The organism is Vibrio rumoiensis, assembly GCF_002218045.2.
In the GTDB taxonomy this organism is placed as follows: domain Bacteria; phylum Pseudomonadota; class Gammaproteobacteria; order Enterobacterales; family Vibrionaceae; genus Vibrio; species Vibrio rumoiensis.
The window spans coordinates 74,342-92,097 of record NZ_AP018686.1 but is presented as its reverse complement, the minus strand read 5'-3'; the positions used below and the strand labels follow the sequence as shown (position 1 = coordinate 92,097).

The 17,756-nt window shown below is 44.5% G+C and carries 13 protein-coding genes; 6 read left to right on the top strand and 7 right to left on the bottom strand.

The window, feature by feature from the left end:
• Window positions 1-152: 152 nt before the first annotated feature.
• On the top strand, window positions 153-1,181 hold the full coding sequence (pyrC, locus tag VRUMOI_RS13030) for a dihydroorotase (protein WP_089139265.1): 1,029 nt from the start codon (window positions 153-155) through the stop codon (window positions 1,179-1,181).
• A 124-nt stretch (window positions 1,182-1,305) separates the two neighbouring features.
• On the opposite strand, the gene VRUMOI_RS13025 is transcribed toward pyrC, so the two are convergent.
• Together VRUMOI_RS13025 and VRUMOI_RS13020 are read right to left on the bottom strand one after the other, a co-directional pair.
• The gene (locus VRUMOI_RS13025) at window positions 1,306-1,578 is read right to left on the bottom strand and encodes an excalibur calcium-binding domain-containing protein (protein WP_231897543.1); all 273 of its coding nucleotides are present in this window, start codon (window positions 1,576-1,578) and stop codon (window positions 1,306-1,308) included.
• 176 nt (window positions 1,579-1,754) lie between these two features.
• Window positions 1,755-3,338, bottom strand: a complete 1,584-nt coding sequence (locus VRUMOI_RS13020) for a BCCT family transporter (protein WP_089139267.1) — start codon at window positions 3,336-3,338, stop codon at window positions 1,755-1,757.
• Between the two features lie 657 nt (window positions 3,339-3,995).
• On the opposite strand from VRUMOI_RS13020, the gene VRUMOI_RS13015 reads away from it, so the two are divergent.
• Together VRUMOI_RS13015 and VRUMOI_RS13010 are read left to right on the top strand one after the other, a co-directional pair.
• Window positions 3,996-5,750, top strand: coding sequence for a formate--tetrahydrofolate ligase (locus VRUMOI_RS13015; RefSeq protein ID WP_089139268.1), 1,755 nt, complete (start codon window positions 3,996-3,998; stop codon window positions 5,748-5,750).
• A 546-nt stretch (window positions 5,751-6,296) separates the two neighbouring features.
• Window positions 6,297-9,440: a chitinase C-terminal domain-containing protein gene (locus VRUMOI_RS13010; RefSeq protein ID WP_089139269.1), complete on the top strand. Its 3,144-nt coding sequence runs from the start codon at window positions 6,297-6,299 to the stop codon at window positions 9,438-9,440.
• Window positions 9,441-9,547: 107 nt separating this feature from the next.
• On the opposite strand, the gene VRUMOI_RS13005 is transcribed toward VRUMOI_RS13010, so the two are convergent.
• Genes VRUMOI_RS13005 through VRUMOI_RS12985 form a run of 5 tightly spaced genes read right to left on the bottom strand, consistent with a single transcriptional unit; the run spans window position 9,548 to window position 13,815 of the window.
• Window positions 9,548-10,180: a tetratricopeptide repeat protein gene (locus tag VRUMOI_RS13005; RefSeq protein WP_089139270.1), complete on the bottom strand. Its 633-nt coding sequence runs from the start codon at window positions 10,178-10,180 to the stop codon at window positions 9,548-9,550.
• A 10-nt stretch (window positions 10,181-10,190) separates the two neighbouring features.
• Window positions 10,191-10,994: an SDR family oxidoreductase gene (locus VRUMOI_RS13000; protein ID WP_089139271.1), complete on the bottom strand. Its 804-nt coding sequence runs from the start codon at window positions 10,992-10,994 to the stop codon at window positions 10,191-10,193.
• Window positions 10,995-11,013: 19 nt separating this feature from the next.
• Window positions 11,014-11,682: a TenA family transcriptional regulator gene (locus tag VRUMOI_RS12995; protein ID WP_089139272.1), complete on the bottom strand. Its 669-nt coding sequence runs from the start codon at window positions 11,680-11,682 to the stop codon at window positions 11,014-11,016.
• A 10-nt stretch (window positions 11,683-11,692) separates the two neighbouring features.
• Window positions 11,693-13,189 carry an AMP-binding protein gene (locus VRUMOI_RS12990; protein ID WP_089139273.1) on the bottom strand — a complete coding sequence of 499 codons (1,497 nt, stop codon included), beginning with the start codon at window positions 13,187-13,189 and terminating at the stop codon, window positions 11,693-11,695.
• 2 nt (window positions 13,190-13,191) lie between these two features.
• The gene (locus VRUMOI_RS12985; protein WP_089139274.1) at window positions 13,192-13,815 is read right to left on the bottom strand and encodes a thermostable hemolysin; all 624 of its coding nucleotides are present in this window, start codon (window positions 13,813-13,815) and stop codon (window positions 13,192-13,194) included.
• Between the two features lie 503 nt (window positions 13,816-14,318).
• Between VRUMOI_RS12985 and proV the strand changes: the two genes are divergently transcribed.
• The 3 genes from proV to proX all read left to right on the top strand — a co-directional run bounded on the left by proV (window position 14,319) and on the right by proX (window position 17,696).
• Complete coding sequence (proV, locus tag VRUMOI_RS12980; RefSeq protein WP_089139275.1) at window positions 14,319-15,506, top strand: glycine betaine/L-proline ABC transporter ATP-binding protein ProV; 1,188 nt, start codon at window positions 14,319-14,321, stop codon at window positions 15,504-15,506.
• 4 nt (window positions 15,507-15,510) lie between these two features.
• Window positions 15,511-16,611 carry a glycine betaine/L-proline ABC transporter permease ProW gene (proW, locus tag VRUMOI_RS12975; RefSeq protein ID WP_089139276.1) on the top strand — a complete coding sequence of 367 codons (1,101 nt, stop codon included), beginning with the start codon at window positions 15,511-15,513 and terminating at the stop codon, window positions 16,609-16,611.
• A gap of 92 nt (window positions 16,612-16,703) precedes the next feature.
• Entirely contained in the window at window positions 16,704-17,696 is a 993-nt protein-coding gene (gene proX, locus VRUMOI_RS12970) for a glycine betaine/L-proline ABC transporter substrate-binding protein ProX (protein ID WP_231897572.1), read from the top strand.
• Window positions 17,697-17,756 lie beyond the last annotated feature (60 nt).

Genomic DNA, 17,756 nt, shown 5'->3' with positions numbered 1-17,756 from the left:
GCGACTTGTTTTAAAGAGTATCAGAATTACTGACCTTGAGATAAGTACTAAAGCGATAAAATAAGGTGAAAAACAAGGATATTTATCCTATCATTCCGACCCACACGAAAGCGTTTGCTTTTTAGCTTTGAATTGATTAATGAGGTGGGAACATGACAACTTTGACCATTACACGCCCGGATGATTGGCACGTTCACTTACGCGATGGTGACGCGTTAGCCAATACCGTGAAAGATATTAGCCGCTACAATGGTCGTGCGTTAATCATGCCTAATACTGTGCCACCTGTAACCAACTTACAAATGGCGCTTGATTATCGCGAACGCATCATGGCACATAACCACAGCGATACCTTTGAACCACTGATGGCGCTCTACCTCACTGACAACACGACGCCTGAAGATATCCGTGAAGCTCACGCCTCTGGCAAAGTGGTCGCATGTAAACTCTACCCTGCTGGCGCGACAACAAACTCAGATTCTGGTGTCACTGATGCTAAGAAAATCTATCCAGTATTAGAAACGATGGCTGAAGTGGGCATGCTGCTATTGATTCACGGCGAAGTGACTACTCACGATGTGGATATCTTCGATCGTGAAAAGACCTTTTTAGAAACCGTGCTTGCACCTATCGTCAATGACTTCCCACACCTTAAAATCGTATTAGAGCACATCACGACTCGTGAAGCGGTTGAGTTTGTGAACCAAGCTGGTGATAACGTTGCGGCAACCATCACCGCTCACCACTTGCTATTCAACCGTAATCACATGTTAGTTGGCGGCATTCGCCCTCACTTCTATTGTTTACCGATCTTAAAACGTGGCAGCCATCAGCAAGCCTTAATTGAAGCCGCTACCTCTGGCTCCAAAAAATTCTTCTTAGGCACAGATTCTGCGCCGCACGCACAAGGCAAAAAAGAAACCGCATGCGGTTGTGCTGGCTCTTACACTGCCCATGCTGCTGTTGAGTTATATGCTGAAGTCTTTGATAAAGAAGGCAAGTTAGAAAACTTAGAAGCGTTTGCCAGCCACAATGGCCCAGACTTTTATGGTATTGCTCGAAATTCAGATACCATCACGCTTGAAAAGTCCGCATGGGATGTTCCAGCAACCATGCCATTTGGTGCAGACGTCGTGGTACCAATTCGCGCAAATGAACAAATTGAATGGATGGCAAAATAATCCATCAGCAATAAAACCATTCTCTCGCGCATGAAAAAATCCGCCAGATCGCAATCGATCTGGCGGCTTTTCATTATCGCTTTTCGCGACAATAAAAATAACCATTACATATTATGATTTCCGACTAGCGATTAAACTGCCTTTCGCATGGAACCCCATCACCATCGCCGTCCATTTTGGTATCAGGACAATAAGTAATAAAATACTTAGCTTCATCGTAAGAGGTCATTTGCGAGCAATATTGTCGCCCATCACATTGATATCTATTAACTTTATTTACTGGCACTGGTTGACTGTCCATCTCGATAAACTCAGTTTTTGCCACAACAGCTTTTTGATTCGAAAAATATTGTCCAACGGCTAAACCCACTAATAGGATCAACATAAATTTCTTCACTTCATTATCTTCCTTAATATTGAGGTAAATATTTTAAAATTTAGTCATTGTAGCATTCGCACCCAGCCACTTAAGCAGAACAGATTAAGGTGAAGTGAATTTTGCGGCACAAGTAAAAAAAGACCAACACTCAGGCTGGTCTCTTGATTCATATTGAATATTTTCAATGGTAAAGACTAAATCAAACCTTGCTCTTTTGCCATTTTCTTGGCCATTTGAGGCGCATTCCACAATGATGGCAGCAGAATTAAGGATACTGGCACAGCAGTGATCACGATAAATGATTGCAAGGCAGAAACGCCACCAGAACCTAAGGAAATCAAGATAATCGCGGTTACCCCCATCATAATTCCCCAAAAGGCACGAATACCCGCATTCGGCTCGGTCTTACCACTCATTACAACGCTGATGGTGTATGTCATCGAATCACCAGTTGTAATAATAAACACAGTGGTCAATATCAAAAATAAGATCGACATTAACATCGGCATTGGCAGTTGTTGAGTAACAGCAAGTAACGCGCCCGGTAAGTTAAACCCTTCGAAGGCCGAACTGACACTACCTGGATTTGAAATTTCAAATGCCAAGCCACTGCCACCGATGATGGTGAACCAGAAACAAGTCACAAGTGGTGCCACAATACAAATGGTACCAATTAGTTCACGAATAGAGCGACCACGTGAAATACGAGCCACAAAAATCGCCATCATCGGCGCATAACCGATGAACCATCCCCAGAAGAAAATCGTCCAGCCACTTAACCAAGCTTCATCACCACGATAAGTCGCCATGGGAATAAAGTTATTAATCATGGTGCCAACACCTTGAATATACCCATCAAAAATAAACCCTGTTGGGCCAAAAAGAAGGATATAAATCATCAAGGCGACCGCTAAAATCACATTGTAACGGCTGAGCATTTGCATACCGCGGTTGAGTCCACTTAATGCCGATAAGGTGTAAAGCACAATTGTAAAGAGCACAATGATTAACTGGGTAGTAAACCCATCTGGCACGCCAAATAATTCATTCAATGCGTAACTAATTTGTAAGCCTAAAAAGCCAATAGGGCCAATCGTTCCCGCTGCGACCGCAACAATACAACATGCATCAATTGCCGCGCCAATTTGGCCTTTCAGCGCTTTTTCACCAAGCACAGGATAAAGCAAAATTCTCGGCTTCAACGGTAAGCCTTTATCATAGTGAAGGTGCATCACCACGATCGTCGATAAACTGCCAACAATGGCCCACGCTAAAAAGCCCCAATGCATAAAAGCTTGTGACAAGGCATTAATGGCTCGTTGCTGAAGATCATCCGTCGCTCCATACACCGGCGGAGCGCTAACAAAATGAGCGATAGGTTCGGCTGCCGCCCAAAAAACACCGCCACCAGCTAATAACGTACAAAATAAAATCGCCGTCCAACGAAAGTTAGGCATATCAGGGGCATGATCACCACCTAATACCACACGACCAGTTTGCCCAACCGCCAAATACAGCGCGATAAAAAAGGTCGCTAGCATCAATACTTGCCAATAAGGACCAAACACTTGTGCAGACCAAGTGAAGCCGATATTAACCAACCAAGACAGTGTGGGAGCATCAAACAAGGCAAGAAGAACAAATAGCAAAATAAAGCCGCCGCTGTACCACAAAGCCGGATTATTGAGACTCAGTTTATCTATGGTTGATTCAGATTGAGAATTGGAAAGAGGAAAAGATCGGGAAGTTGAACTAATAGTGTTGCTTAAATCAGACATTCTGACTCCGGTTTGTCTTTGCTGTTTTTTTCATGTCACCATTTAGCCAGCAAAGAAACATTTATATCTGCGGTGATCCCTTCCAAGCAGATAGCGTCATCATTATCGACATCACGCTCTATATTATTTAGAGAACGAAACGATTATCGGTAAATTTAGCGCGCTGATGATACAGAAGCATAACAAAAACTCAACCCATACCTTTGTTTCAAGGCAATAAGCTCTCAATACTTTCAAGCAATTACATCTAAAATCGGACATTATTCATCTATTTACTTTCTTAGATAATAAATTGATATCCATAATAAAAAGCTTAATTTTAAACATCGCACCAATAGATCAGTTAGCAAAAATTAGGTTATATATTTCGAACTCAAAACAATTACATCAAAAACAATCATACGCTTACTTTTTCAACAGCCTTCTCCTTAAGCCGACTATTTCCTTTCTTTATTCTTAGGAATATGGAAATACTGACGTAATTGTGGGTTTATGACGCTCAAAGACCACTTTTGTCTATTTGATTGATATAATCACTCCAAGCCTCACCGGTGATGACCAATAGTTCCAATATTTACTTTTATTGCCAAATATTAAACGCTATTATCAAACCGCAATCGATTGCTTAACTATTTAAACACCATTGATGAGAGTTTTATGCTATCTGATATCGATATTTGCCGCACCGCACCTTTACAATCTATTCAAGCCATAGCAGAAAAGGCTGGGTTACAACCTTCTGAATATCAAAGCCAAGGTCGGCATAAAGCGAAAGTCTCATTACAGAGTGTAAAGCGCTTACAACATGCTCAAACAGGAAAGTTAGTCGTCATTACGGCCATTACGCCCACCCCACTTGGTGAAGGTAAAACCGTCACCACCATCGCGCTTGCCCAAGGCATGCAAAAACTATCTCGTTCTGTGATGGCTTGTATCCGCCAACCTTCCATGGGCCCAATTTTTGGCGTAAAAGGTGGTGCGGCTGGAGGTGGTTATTCTCAAGTCGCTCCTATGGATCAGCTCAACTTGCATTTAACCGGAGATATTCATGCGGTGACCGCAGCGCATAATCTTGCAGCGGCGGCCATTGATGCCCGCCTCTACCATGAAGAACGTTTAGGTTATGCAGACTTTGAGCACCGCTCGGGATTAAAAGCCTTGCGCATAGATAGCCAACAGGTCACTTGGAAACGTGTTATGGATCATAATGACCGCGCGTTACGAATGATCACAGTCGGTCAGAACGAATCGGGTAAAACCATTAATGGCTTTGAGCGTCACGATGGCTTTGATATTTCAGCAGCATCAGAGCTGATGGCGATTCTGGCACTCGCGCAAGATCTACAAGATTTAAGAAAACGTATTGGACAAATTGTGGTTGCCTATACTCTTGATGGCGAGCCAGTCACTACCGAAGACCTACAAGTAGCGGGCGCAATGACGGTGTGTATGAAAGACGCGATTGAGCCGACATTAATGCAGACCCTCGAAGGTGTACCAACGCTGATCCACTCAGGCCCTTTTGCCAATATTGCGCATGGCAACTCTTCGATTATTGCCGACAACATTGCAACCAAACTGGCCGATTACACCATTACTGAAGGTGGGTTTGGTTCGGATATGGGATTTGAAAAAGCTTGCAATATTAAAGCGCAAGTGTCTGGAAAATCACCCAATTGTGCAGTGATCGTTGCTACTTTACGCGGTTTAAAAGCCAATTCGGGCTTATATGATCTCCGTCCTGGCCAAGCAATTCCCGACACGTTGATCCAACCCGACAGCCAAGCCCTAATCGCAGGTTTTACTAACTTAAAATGGCATATAGATAACGTCAATCAATATGGTATCCCGGCTGTCGTGGCGATCAATCGTTTCCCCCAAGATACCGATGAAGAAATCCAACAGCTCATCGAATTAATACACGCTTTACCCAACAAGGTCGATGTCGCATTAAGCGAAGGATTCGCCAAAGGCGGACAAGGCACACTGGATTTGGCTCAAAAAGTCATCGCGCAATGTGAGTCTAGTGCGATCTCAACCTTCACGCCCCTCTATAAATTAACGGATACATTAGAAGATAAACTCTCAGCAGTGGCCATCAAAGGTTATGGGGCTAGCCGAATTAATCTGAGTGAACAAGCGCAACAGCAATTGCTTCGACTCACTGAGCAAGGGTTTGCCAATCTGGCCGTTTGCCTTGCAAAAACCCCCCTTTCTATTACGACGGATAGCCAAGTAAAAGGCGCACCTAAAGATTTTATCGTTGATATTCGTGAACTGAAATTATGCGCCGGTGCCGGTTTTATTTACGCATTATGCGGTAACGTAATGACCATGCCCGGCTTACCAGAAAAACCCGCTTTCATGAGTTTAGATATTGATGAAAATGGTGAGATTATCGGCTTAAGTTAAACTGCCATGCCAGTCAGTGTTGCAACAGTGGCTGGCATAGCATTTCATTAAAATATACCCAAGTAACTTCAAGATGCCGAATTCACTTGAGTATATTAGTTACCCGTACATTTTTCACACAATAAATTATCCCCATTCCATTGAGAATTTCATCGCACGACATCAATAAAAAAACCAACATAAATACCTCTTACTATCTGATTTTTATATTAAATATCTATCTATCAATAAGACTTCATTCCGATCTATTCACTAAGTTCACTGGAATTAAAAAGAACATAATCATGCTAAGGCTTTGATTAAAAGCGAATTATCTCAATAAATAGAAATGTCAGAATAAGTCAAAACTTGCCCTAAGGAACAATTTTCAACGCGTCATTACATAAAAACTGAACATTTTTTCGACTCACTATCGAATTCTCACAAAATTTAAGTGTGTATTACGCCAATTATCCTACAGTTGTTTCGCAGGAGAATGAAAGTTCTCACCATCAGCGATGATTTATAAATTTTAATTTTATAACAATACGTTAAGGATAATTGAGTATGGCTACAGGTCGAAACAGGTTAGGAAAAAATGCCTTTAGACTAAGCGCACTAACCGCTTCATGCATGATGGCATTTAGCAGTTATGCGGCAGTCGATTGCAGCACATTTGAAGAGTGGGATGCTGGCACCGTTTATACAGGCGGCGATCAAGTTCAGCAGGATAATAACGCTTATAGTGCCAAATATTGGACCCAGGGAAACAGCCCTAAAGATGCTGGTGAATGGGGAGCTTGGGCGCTCGTCGATTCTTGTACAACGGATGTCGTCACCAATGAAGCGCCAACGGTTGATCTCACCGCACCACTAGCAACTGCAAGCCTGACAGAAGGCGATGTAGTCACGTTAACGGCCAGCGCTGCCGATTCTGACGGCACAGTTGCGCGCGTCGATTTCTTAGTTGACGGCGCGGTGATTGCTCAAGCCACTAGCGCCCCTTATTCAGCAACGTGGACGGCCACTTCTGGTTCACATACTTTTAGTTCTGTTGCTTATGATGACCAAGGCGCCAACAGCACAACAAGCTCAGTCACACTCGACATTGCCACGTCTTCAACAGAGACCAACCAAGCGCCAACCGTTTCTGTTGGGCTTTCAAGCAGCAGTGTGACGGTTGGTGAAGTCGTCACCTTAACGGCAACCGCCGCCGATTCTGATGGCACGATTGATAAGGTAGATTTTTATGTAGCTGGTGCGTTAGTCGGCACAGTGTCTTCGGCGCCATACACACTAAATTACACCACCACTCAAACTGGCTCGGTTTCAGTGATCGCTAAAGCGACGGATAATGAAGGCGCAGCAACAGAATCTACCGCTACGACATTAAAAGTACTTAGTGATCAACCAGTGGCTTCAACTTGCCACCCAGATGGTTTGTATCAAACGGAAGGCGTGAATGTGCCTTACTGTGATGCTTATGATGAAGAAGGCCGTGAAATCATGGGCGCGGATCACCCTCGCCGTGTGATTGGTTACTTCACAAGTTGGCGCTCGGGTGATGATCCACAAGCGGCATACCTAGTTAAAGACATCCCATGGGAACAACTGACTCATATCAACTATGCGTTTGTTAGCATTGGCTCAGACGGCAAAGTGAATATTGGTGATGTTAATGATCCTGAAAACCCTGCCGTTGGTAAGACTTGGCCTGGCGTCGATGTTGATCCTGAACTTGGTTTTAAAGGTCACTTCGGTGCACTCGCCACTTACAAAAAACGCTATGGCGTGAAAACCTTAATTTCCATTGGTGGGTGGGCTGAAACGGGCGGGCATTTTGCTGCCGATGGCTCACGTATCAATGATGGTGGCTTCTACACTATGACCACCAATGCCGATGGTTCAATTAACCACGCGGCAATTGAAAAATTCGCCGACTCAGCGGTTGAACTGATCCGCAAATATCAATTTGATGGTATTGATATTGATTACGAATACCCAACCTCAATGGCTGGTGCAGGTAACCCACTAGACAAAGACATCATGGAACCTCGTCGTGCTCACCTTTGGGCTTCTTACCAAGAGTTGATGCAAGTATTACGTGAGAAAATCGATAAAGCTTCAGCGCAAGATGATCAATATTACATGCTCACCATTGCTGCGCCGTCTTCAGGTTACCTACTACGCGGCATGGAAACCTTTGATGTGACTAAGTACCTCGATTACGTCAATATCATGTCTTATGACTTACACGGTGCTTGGAACGATCATGTTGGCCACAATGCTGCTTTGTACGACACAGGTAAAGATTCCGAGCTTGCGCAATGGAATGTTTACGGCACGGCTGCTTACGGTGGCATTGGGTATCTCAATACCGATTGGGCTTATCACTACTTCCGTGGCTCAATGCCAGCGGGCCGCATTAATATCGGTGTGCCTTACTATACACGTGGTTGGCAAGGCGTGACCGGTGGCGACCATGGTTTATGGGGTAAAGCAGCGCTACCAAACCAATCTGAATGTGCTGATGGCACTGGTGAAGGCGAGAAAAACAACTGTGGCCATGGCGCAATTGGTATCGACAACATGTGGCACGATACCGATCCAAAAGGCAATGAAATGGGCGCAGGCTCGAACCCAATGTGGCATGCCAAAAACCTTGAAAAAGGCATTTGGGGTTCTTATGCCGATGCTTATGGTTTGAAACCTGACACGGATCCATCGGATGCACTGACGGGAACGTACACTCGTTACTACGATGATGTCGCGGTTGCACCATGGCTTTGGAATGAAGAGAAAAAAGTCTTCTTATCGACTGAAGATAAAGAGTCTATCACCACGAAAGCGCAATACGTTATCGACCAAGGTATTGGCGGCATCATGTTCTGGGAACTGGCGGGCGACTACAGCTGCTATGTCTTAGATGCCAACGGAAACCGTACTGATGTTGATCCGACCGAACAAGCTTGTGCGAGCGGTAACGGTGAATACCACATGGGTAATACCATGACTAAGACTATCTACGATGAGTTTAAGTCAGCAGCGCCATACGGCAATAAAGTCGCAACAGGTGCTATGCCCGATCAAGTGGTAGACATTTCAGTTAGCATTGGCGGCTTTAAAGTGGGCGATCAGAACTACCCGATCAATCCGAAAGTCACCTTTACCAACAATACCGGTCAAGATATTCCTGGCGGCACGGAATTCCAATTCGATATTCCAACCTCTGCGCCAGATAACGCCAAAGACCAATCCGGCGGTGGCTTAGCCGTCATTAGCTCGGGTCATACTCGCGCCGATAATGTGGGAGGTTTAGATGGAGTGATGCATCGTGCAGCCTTTACTCTGCCGTCTTGGAAAGCACTACCAGCGGGTGAATCTTATGAACTGGATATGGTTTATTACCTACCAATCTCAGGCCCTGCCAACTACACCGTGAATATTAATGGTGTGGACTACGGCTTTAAGTTTGAGCATCCAGAACTGCCGATTGCAGACCTTACGGTAAACAACGGTGGCGGTGAAAATGGTGGCGGCAATGAAACGTGTGATAGTACAGGTCTTGTCACTTACCCTGAATTGCCTCAACAAGATCATGCCAGCCAAGGTGATAAAGTCATCAGCGATGGTGTGGTTTATGAAGCAAAATGGTGGACCGCTTCTGTCCCTGGCAGCGATGGTAGCTGGACCAAAGTCTGTACTTTATAAGTCCAATTTGACGTAATGAGTACACCACGATAACAAAACGCACATCCCAAAAGATGTGCGTTTTTCTTATCTTTTCACTGGCAGCAAAACCTTCTCTGCTGTTCTGGCTATTTTAATGTTGCCAACACCTTAGCGATGTCTTGTTTTCTACCTTTATCGGCTAAAGGACGATCTGGACGTGCTGGCGCTTGTTGCGCTTTATTTAAGTATTTTAATGCTTCTTCTTTACGGCCCTGATCTGCTAAAAACTCGCCATAAAAGAAATTGGAATCAATGCCATTCGGGTTAATTGCGAGCCCTTTTTTCAGCATTTCTTCTGCTTTATCATCATCGCCAAACCCTACTGGCCAGCCCGGTACTTTATAATACAAAGAGCCTAAACTCGTATAAGCCGAACCTTGTAAACTATTTGGCGCCACTTCAATCACTTTCTCAAATTGCTTTTTGGCATCTTTCACGAGAGATAACGCACCTAGTCCACCTTTCACTCCAGCAAGTGTGCCTTCGTTAATGCCTAACCATACTAATAAATCAGGATCATTCGGCTTGGCTTTTAACGCCTGTTGATTCAGCGCAATGGTGTTTTCCAGGCACTTTATTTGCAAATCTTCATCTTTGGTTTGGTTGTACTGACAATCTGCCCATTGATGCTGAATGTCTAATAGTGAAGTTGCTGCCATGGCAGATGGTGCCACGACCGACAGAGCCAATAAAGACATCGTTGCGATAACAGTTTTCATGGTTACCTCCTTAAGATTCCTGATTTAAAAAGTGCTGAATAACCGATTGCTGTTTACGAATCGACGCAGACACCAATTTAGGAAACAGTTGATTGACCTTAGCAAATAACTTTTCAGGCCAACCGATCCATTTGCTCGCGGTTTCTTTTTGCAGCATATCAACGACACATTGCGCCACCGTTTCAGGCGTATCGCTTTTATTGCCAAGTTGCTGATTTAAACTTCGCACAGTGGCGTTATTCATCTCGGTTTGAGTCGCACGAGGGGCAAGGTACAACACGCGAATATTTGCGCCATCCATTTCACGGTCGAGCGCTTCACTGAATCGATGTATGCCTGCTTTAGCTGCGCAATAACTGGCATAACCCGGGTAACCTATCGAACCAAAAGCCGAACCTATATTTAAGATAATGCCCGGTCGCTGCAACCACCCCAATGCAGACTGACTCAACAAAATAGGTGATAACAAATTCAAACGCAGCTCTTGTTCAAGCGAGCTTACCGAGCGCTGAGCGAAATATTGAAACTCATTGCTGCCAGCGCCATTAATCAACGCATCAATGACGCCACCACTTTGCTTGTATTGATGAACCAACTGACTGATCTGCTCCATTCCTTGCTCAGTGGTCATATCTGCGCTTAAACAAATGTGCTGTTCAGGTCGTGTTAAAGAAGCTTTTAATTGCTGCAAACGCTCTTTATTACGAGAGACTAAGATCAATTTGACTCCCTTCGCGCTCAGTAACATCGCAATAGCTTGCCCAATCCCTCCCGACGCACCGGTCAGCATGATGCACTTATTGGTTAATTCCATCTTTCGTCCTTAGCCATGATTAATTCGCTTGATATAAACTATTCAGCATTTCACCGTATAAGGCGTACACCATATTAGCCGACTCGATGATGGCTTCTTGATCCGCTTCATTGGTCACTTTATTCATCAAGGTTTCAAAAAACTGAATATGTTCTTGGTCAAGCACACTATGCGAGGTTAAATACGTTAGTGCTTGTTCCGGCAAATCAAGGTATTGCTTAACCATTTGAGCCATATTGCCGCCAATCCCGACGCTCGTGCCTTCGAGTACCCACACCATGCCAAACAACGCCATCGGATTATGTCGATCAATTTGGTGATATAAGTACGACACCATCAATTCAATCGGCGCACCTACTCGGCCAGAACCTTGATTAAAACGCACCGCTTGCGCATCGCCACCACACGCAGCAATGTCATTTAAGATCCACTCGTGGTGGCCCTTTTCTTCATCAATATATTCTGCAATCGCTTCACGAACCCATTCATTTTCCAAAGAAAGGCGACTACCGCATGCCATTAACAGCGGCACCGTATGCTTAACATGGTGAAACGCTTGTGTTAGAAATTGAATGTACATATCGCGGTCAATATTGCCCTGCATACAGGCTTTAATTACCGGTGCCGACAGCATTTTTTGCTGAGCCTCTTGGGTACGTTGTTGGAGCGTATTAAAAAATAAAGTCATCATTTGTTCCTTAACATTGCGTAGCGACATCAGATGAGGCCTCTACCTTGTAAACCGTTAATGTATTGTGTTGCGTCGCAGCACTATCACGATTGCTTAAATAGGTTTGTATCCAATTTTCCACTTCATTCCGTTTCGGTCGCCCATTGGAAGTGAACCAATTTCGTCCCGTAAAATGAGCCAAAACCACGACTCGTTTTACCTGAGCATAATCGGGTAAAGTTAGATTCAATTGCTCAATACCAGAAAGCAAATCAGATCGGTTTACTACCACCGCCGTCAGCCCTTCCTGACCTTCTCCATTAATAATCATTGAGCAACCCGGTAAGTAGATCTGAGCTTCTGATTCAATCCATTCAGGTGAAATATTGCGTCCAAAGCTCGTAATGATTTGGTTTTTCTTACGTCCTTTTAGCGTCACAAAACCGTTATCCAGTTCAGCAAGATCGCCCGTTGCCAACCATTCATCAGCAAAAGGTTCGCCCAGATACCCCAACGCGATATTCCCTTTTACCCATAACTCACCATCGCTTGAAACTTTGGCTTGAACATGATTTAAAACCTGCCCACTAGTGCCTGCTTTCATCATGGCCGGAGTATTGAGGCTCACGACTGAAGCGCATTCAGATAACCCATAACCTTCATAAGCAGGAATGGATAATTGGTGGGCTTTTTGTATTAATTGAGCCGCCACTCGGGCTCCGCCCACGGCAACAAAATTTAAGCTTTTTGCGAGATCAGGTTGGTGAGCCACAATCTGTATCAGCGCCATTAATAACGCAGGCGTTAACACTAGGCTGCTAGGTTGATAAGTAGCTATCGCTTGTGCAAATCGCTGAGCATCAAATTGGCTTGAACCACTTAAACCAATTCCTTTTCCAGGAAAAATCAGTGACGCTACCCCCAACGTCAAAGGCACATAAATACCGGTGATATTTTCTAATAAGGTTGATAGCGGTAAGAACACCAGGTGCTTTGACGAGCCTACTTGAACCGAATCTGCCAGCGATTGTGTCACCTTGCTAAGATTCTCCACACTCAAACACACCCCTTTAGGCGTGCCGGTAGAGCCGGAAGTAAAGGTAATTTTAAACGTGCCCGCTAAGCGTTGATTTTGATGGGAAGAAGCACGTGTAGACACCTTCAATCCTTCAATCTCATTGCCATTGCCTTCGTCTGGCCAATCACCGATCAAGACATCAGCACCCGACTGTTCCAAAACGTGCTGAACCTGGCTGGCGGAAAAGAAGGTTGGCACTGGCACCATGCAAATATTTTCATACAGACATGCCAGATCAATGATCATCCATGCCAAACTGTTTTCCGCTTTTAACGCCACACATTGCGTATTTAACGAGCGTAAAAAATAGCCAGCTTGAGTGACTCGTACCATCAGTTCACGGTAATTAATGGATTCCACACCGCCATTGGCATTCTGGCCAATAAAGGCATATTTTTCAGGCGTCGTGTTCGCCCAATGCTTCATCGCAGATAAGATCGGATTCATAGTTATTTCACCTCACTGACATTATCAAGCTGGGGGTAGGCTGAAAGATGAATGGCGTGCAAACGCGCTAACCCTTGCTTTAAATTACCAGCCAGAATTCTCGGGTGATGTTCGTAATATGTCCCCCACACCTGCTTGGCGTTATAAATGCGGCTCGGGTCGGCTTCAGTAATAACGGTGGGCTCTAACCCTAAACGCTTCATCAAGCGAAACAGTGGATCGGTTGCCGTAAAAATACACCACTCAAAACCTTGCTCAACTAAGGTGGATGCCATCAAATAAAAGTGCTCAGGAGACATCCCTTGAGCAAAAGAAGCTAACTGGCCAAATTCTATTAATTTGTCACGGGGAATTGGAGTCGAGAAGACTTGGGAGAGTATGCTTTCCGCACTAGTATCGAGATATTGCTCTAAAAACAACTCACCTTCATTACCCGAGCGAATCCCGCATAAAGCTAGGATCTTTTCATGATCAGATAACGCCATAAAACGGGGCATAAAATGATTCACATGAGCAGAAAACGCTTCGCAATAACGCAAGGCAATATAGTCAATCGCTTCTTGCCATCTTGGGTGATGAGAATCAATGACCATAAGATTCAGGGTTGGTGAGTTGTGTCTTTTCATAAATGCATGCCTCTATCAAGGTTATGCAATAACTGTAAGAAACAAAACTTAAGCGACGCTGAAGTTAAACTGAATTATTCATCAAGGTGGTTTCAAAAAAACCAACCTGAAGCCACGCATTAACAAGCCATTAACCGCCACCCAGTAAGAAATCCATTATTGATGTAATCAATTTCAAGGTCATAACATTCAACTCAACCTTGCAATAGTTAAAACATATTATTCAAAAATAATTACCTGCAATTATTCACTTAAATAACAGCCCCAAAAACCGAGTTAAAATAAACACTCAAACCATTAATAATCAACAACATAAATAAAAACGATCATTCGAAAATCTTGTTTTGCCAAACAATGATAAACATGCTTGTTATTAATTACATAAGAGTGTGCACTTCGTCTAACTTTTGCAATTTGATGACATTTTGTTTAGAGTACTAACTAATTTACAGGGTGTTAGATGTTTTGACTTTGTAAAAAATGATAGCCAAGGATGCTAAATAATGACGACAAAATTAGAAGTAAAAAACCTCTATAAGGTGTTTGGAGAAACACCAGAAGAAGCTTTTCCTCTCCTTGAAAAAGGCCTTGATAAAGATGCTATTTTTGACAAAACCGGACTGACGGTTGGGGTGAAAGATGTTTCTCTATCAATTAACGAAGGCGAAATTTTCGTCATCATGGGCCTGTCTGGTTCAGGTAAATCAACCTTAGTACGTTTATTGAATCGTTTAATTGAGCCTACTCGCGGCCATGTTTATTTAAACGGTAAAGATATTGCGGTGATTTCCGATGAAGAACTGCGCAACGTACGCCGTAATAACATCAGTATGGTTTTCCAAAACTTCGCTTTAATGCCTCACATGAGTGTGATTGAGAACGCGGCCTTCGGCTTAGAACTCGCCGGCGTTGATTTGGATAAGCGTAATGATGCCGCTCGTAATGCACTCGCACGTGTTGGGTTAGAAAGCCAATGTCAATCGTACCCAGATGAATTGTCTGGTGGTATGAAACAGCGTGTTGGTCTAGCTCGCGCATTAGCTACCGATCCGGACATTCTATTAATGGACGAGGCTTTTTCTGCGCTCGATCCGCTGATCCGAACAGAAATGCAAGATGAGCTGATTCGACTACAAAACGATGACCGCCGTACCATCGTCTTTATCTCGCACGATTTAGATGAAGCCATGCGTATCGGTGACCGTATCGCCATCATGCAAAATGGCGTGGTAGTGCAAGTCGGTACGCCCGATGAAATTCTGCAAAATCCGGCTAACGATTACGTGGAATCTTTCTTCAGTGGTGTGAATGTCGCGGATGTTTATGCCGCCAAAGACATTGCCCGTAAAAAACCCGCTGCCGTATTTAAAAAAGGCGAAACCGATGGGCCCGCCGCGGCATTGCAAATTTTATCAGACCAAGACCGCGATTATGGTGTGGTGGTCGATAAAGCCAACAAATACACAGGTATTGTGTCGCAAGACTCTCTAAAAGCCGCTTACAAAGAAAAGCGTTCGCTTAGCTCTGCGTTATTGGAAGGCACCCTTTCTCTGGATGCCGATACTCCGGTAAGTGAATTGATTAGCCAAGTCGCTGAAGTCCCGTATGGGGTTCCCGTGGTGGCGAAAGACGGCACTTATCACGGTGTGATCACCAAAACTCGCCTGCTTCAAACTTTAGATAGAGAGTAATATTATGACGACCGAAACAACTGTAAGTGCAGCACAGGCTGCCGATCCGTGGGCCTCAGCCACGACAACCACATCAAGTGATCCGTGGGCAACGGCCAGTTCAGCAGAAAGTACAACCTCATGGTTAAGCAATACGCCAAGCCAACCGGTTGAACACAGCATCAACTGGGCGCACCCATTCAAAGATGCAGTGATCCCATTTGATCACTGGGTAGAAAGTGGGTTGAATTGGCTGGTTGCTCATGGGCGACCGCTCTTCCAAGCGATACGAGTACCGATTGATTTTATCTTAACCTCGTTTCAAACCGCGTTAGTCTCAACGCCCTCGCTGATTATGATTGGCTTATTGGTGTTGATTGCATGGCAATTCGCAGGCAAAAAAATGGGCTTTGCGACCTTAGTCTCTTTAGCCGTCATTGGGTTTATTGGTGCCTGGTCTGAAGCGATGGTGACGTTAGCGCTGGTTCTGACCTCCGTCTTTTTCTGCTTATTAATTGGCCTTCCGATGGGGATATGGTTAGCACGCAGTCAGTCCGCAGCCCGAATTATTAGGCCTGTACTTGATGCCATGCAAACCACACCGGCCTTTGTCTATTTAGTGCCTATCGTGATGCTGTTTGGTATTGGTAACGTGCCGGGCGTGGTGGTAACGATTATTTTCGCCTTACCGCCTATCGTACGTTTAACCATTTTAGGTATTCAACAAGTGCCTGAAGAGCTTATCGAAGCCGGTCATTCCTTTGGTGCGAGCCCAAAACAAATGCTGTATCGCATTCAATTACCACTGGCGACGCCAACCATTATGGCTGGGGTAAACCAAACCTTAATGCTTTCGCTGTCAATGGTCGTGATTGCCTCCATGATTGCCGTAGGTGGTTTAGGTCAAATGGTTCTGCGTGGTATCGGCCGATTAGACATGGGTCTGGCTGCTGTCGGCGGCTTAGGCATTGTGATCCTAGCAATTTTGTTAGACCGCTTAACCCAAACCATCGGTATTGCTTCACGCGATAAAAAGACTCGTTGGTATGAAACAGGCCCAGTGTCATTGATCTATAGACTCATCAAAGGCACACCCAAAAAATCGAATGAAATGAAGGCTTCTTAATCTGGGGCAACCACGCTCTAGCGCTCACAATAACGTCCTACACACTTACGCGTAAAAAAGAAATCATAGGAGAAATGATGAAAACAACACGGATGAAAACTTTACTTACGACGACCTTACTGGCCTCTGCGACTTCGTTTGCAGTGAATGCCGAAACGCTACCCGGAGAAGGCGTTAGCGTTCAGCCAATCCAATCCACGGTTGCGGAAGAAACCTTTCAAACCTTAGTGGTGGATAAGGCACTGGAAAAGCTGGGTTACGATGTTAAACCGATTAAAGAAGTCGATTACAACGTCGGTTACACCTCGATCGCCAATGGTGATGCGACCTTCTTAGCGGTTAACTGGGCTCCACTGCACGACAACAAATACAAGCAAGCTGGCGGCGATGATAAATTTTATCGCCAAGGCACTTATGTTACCGGTGCGGCTCAAGGTTACTTAATTGATAAAAAGACCGCCGATAAATACGGCATCACCAATATTGGTCAATTAAAAGATCCTAAACTGGCCAAGCTATTTGATAGCAACGGTAACGGTAAAGCCGATTTAACCGGTTGTAACCCAGGTTGGGGTTGTGAAGCCGTGGTCGCCCATCAGTTAAAAGACTTTGGCTTAGAAGCGACCGTAGATAACAACCAAGGTAACTACGCTGCGATTATCGCCGATACCATTTCTCGCTATAAAAATGGCGATCCAGTGCTTTACTACACTTGGACGCCATACTGGGTAAGTGGTGTATTGGTTCCCGGCAAAGACGTTGTATGGTTAGAAGTGCCGCACTCTTCACTACCAGGTGATCGTAGCGATATCGATACCACATTACCGAATGGTAAAAACTATGGCTTCCAGATGAATGCCATGCACATTATTGCCAACAAAAAATTTGCGGAAGAAAACCCAGCTGCGGCTAAATTATTTGCCATCATGAAGATGAATATTAACGACATCAGTGCCGAAAACTTAATGATGCAAAAAGGTCAAAACAAACCTGCAGATATTGAATCTCACGCCAACGCTTGGATTAAAGCACACCAAAATAAGTTTGATGCTTGGGTAGCCGAAGCTAAAGCTGCCGCTCAATAATCAGCGCTCAAATTAAGCCTATCAAGCTGCCTATCTTGGCAGCTTTTCTTATATCAATAT

Coding starts and splice junctions, on each gene's coding strand:
- VRUMOI_RS12995 (WP_089139272.1), bottom strand. CDS start 11,682: ATGACTTTATTTTTTAATACGCTCCAACAACGTACCCAAGAGGCTCAG.
- proV (WP_089139275.1), top strand. CDS start 14,319: ATGACGACAAAATTAGAAGTAAAAAACCTCTATAAGGTGTTTGGAGAA.
- VRUMOI_RS13000 (WP_089139271.1), bottom strand. CDS start 10,994: ATGGAATTAACCAATAAGTGCATCATGCTGACCGGTGCGTCGGGAGGG.
- proW (WP_089139276.1), top strand. CDS start 15,511: ATGACGACCGAAACAACTGTAAGTGCAGCACAGGCTGCCGATCCGTGG.
- VRUMOI_RS12990 (WP_089139273.1), bottom strand. CDS start 13,189: ATGAATCCGATCTTATCTGCGATGAAGCATTGGGCGAACACGACGCCT.
- VRUMOI_RS13015 (WP_089139268.1), top strand. CDS start 3,996: ATGCTATCTGATATCGATATTTGCCGCACCGCACCTTTACAATCTATT.
- VRUMOI_RS13005 (WP_089139270.1), bottom strand. CDS start 10,180: ATGAAAACTGTTATCGCAACGATGTCTTTATTGGCTCTGTCGGTCGTG.
- VRUMOI_RS13010 (WP_089139269.1), top strand. CDS start 6,297: ATGGCTACAGGTCGAAACAGGTTAGGAAAAAATGCCTTTAGACTAAGC.
- VRUMOI_RS13020 (WP_089139267.1), bottom strand. CDS start 3,338: ATGTCTGATTTAAGCAACACTATTAGTTCAACTTCCCGATCTTTTCCT.
- pyrC (WP_089139265.1), top strand. CDS start 153: ATGACAACTTTGACCATTACACGCCCGGATGATTGGCACGTTCACTTA.
- VRUMOI_RS12985 (WP_089139274.1), bottom strand. CDS start 13,815: ATGAAAAGACACAACTCACCAACCCTGAATCTTATGGTCATTGATTCT.
- proX (WP_231897572.1), top strand. CDS start 16,704: ATGAAAACTTTACTTACGACGACCTTACTGGCCTCTGCGACTTCGTTT.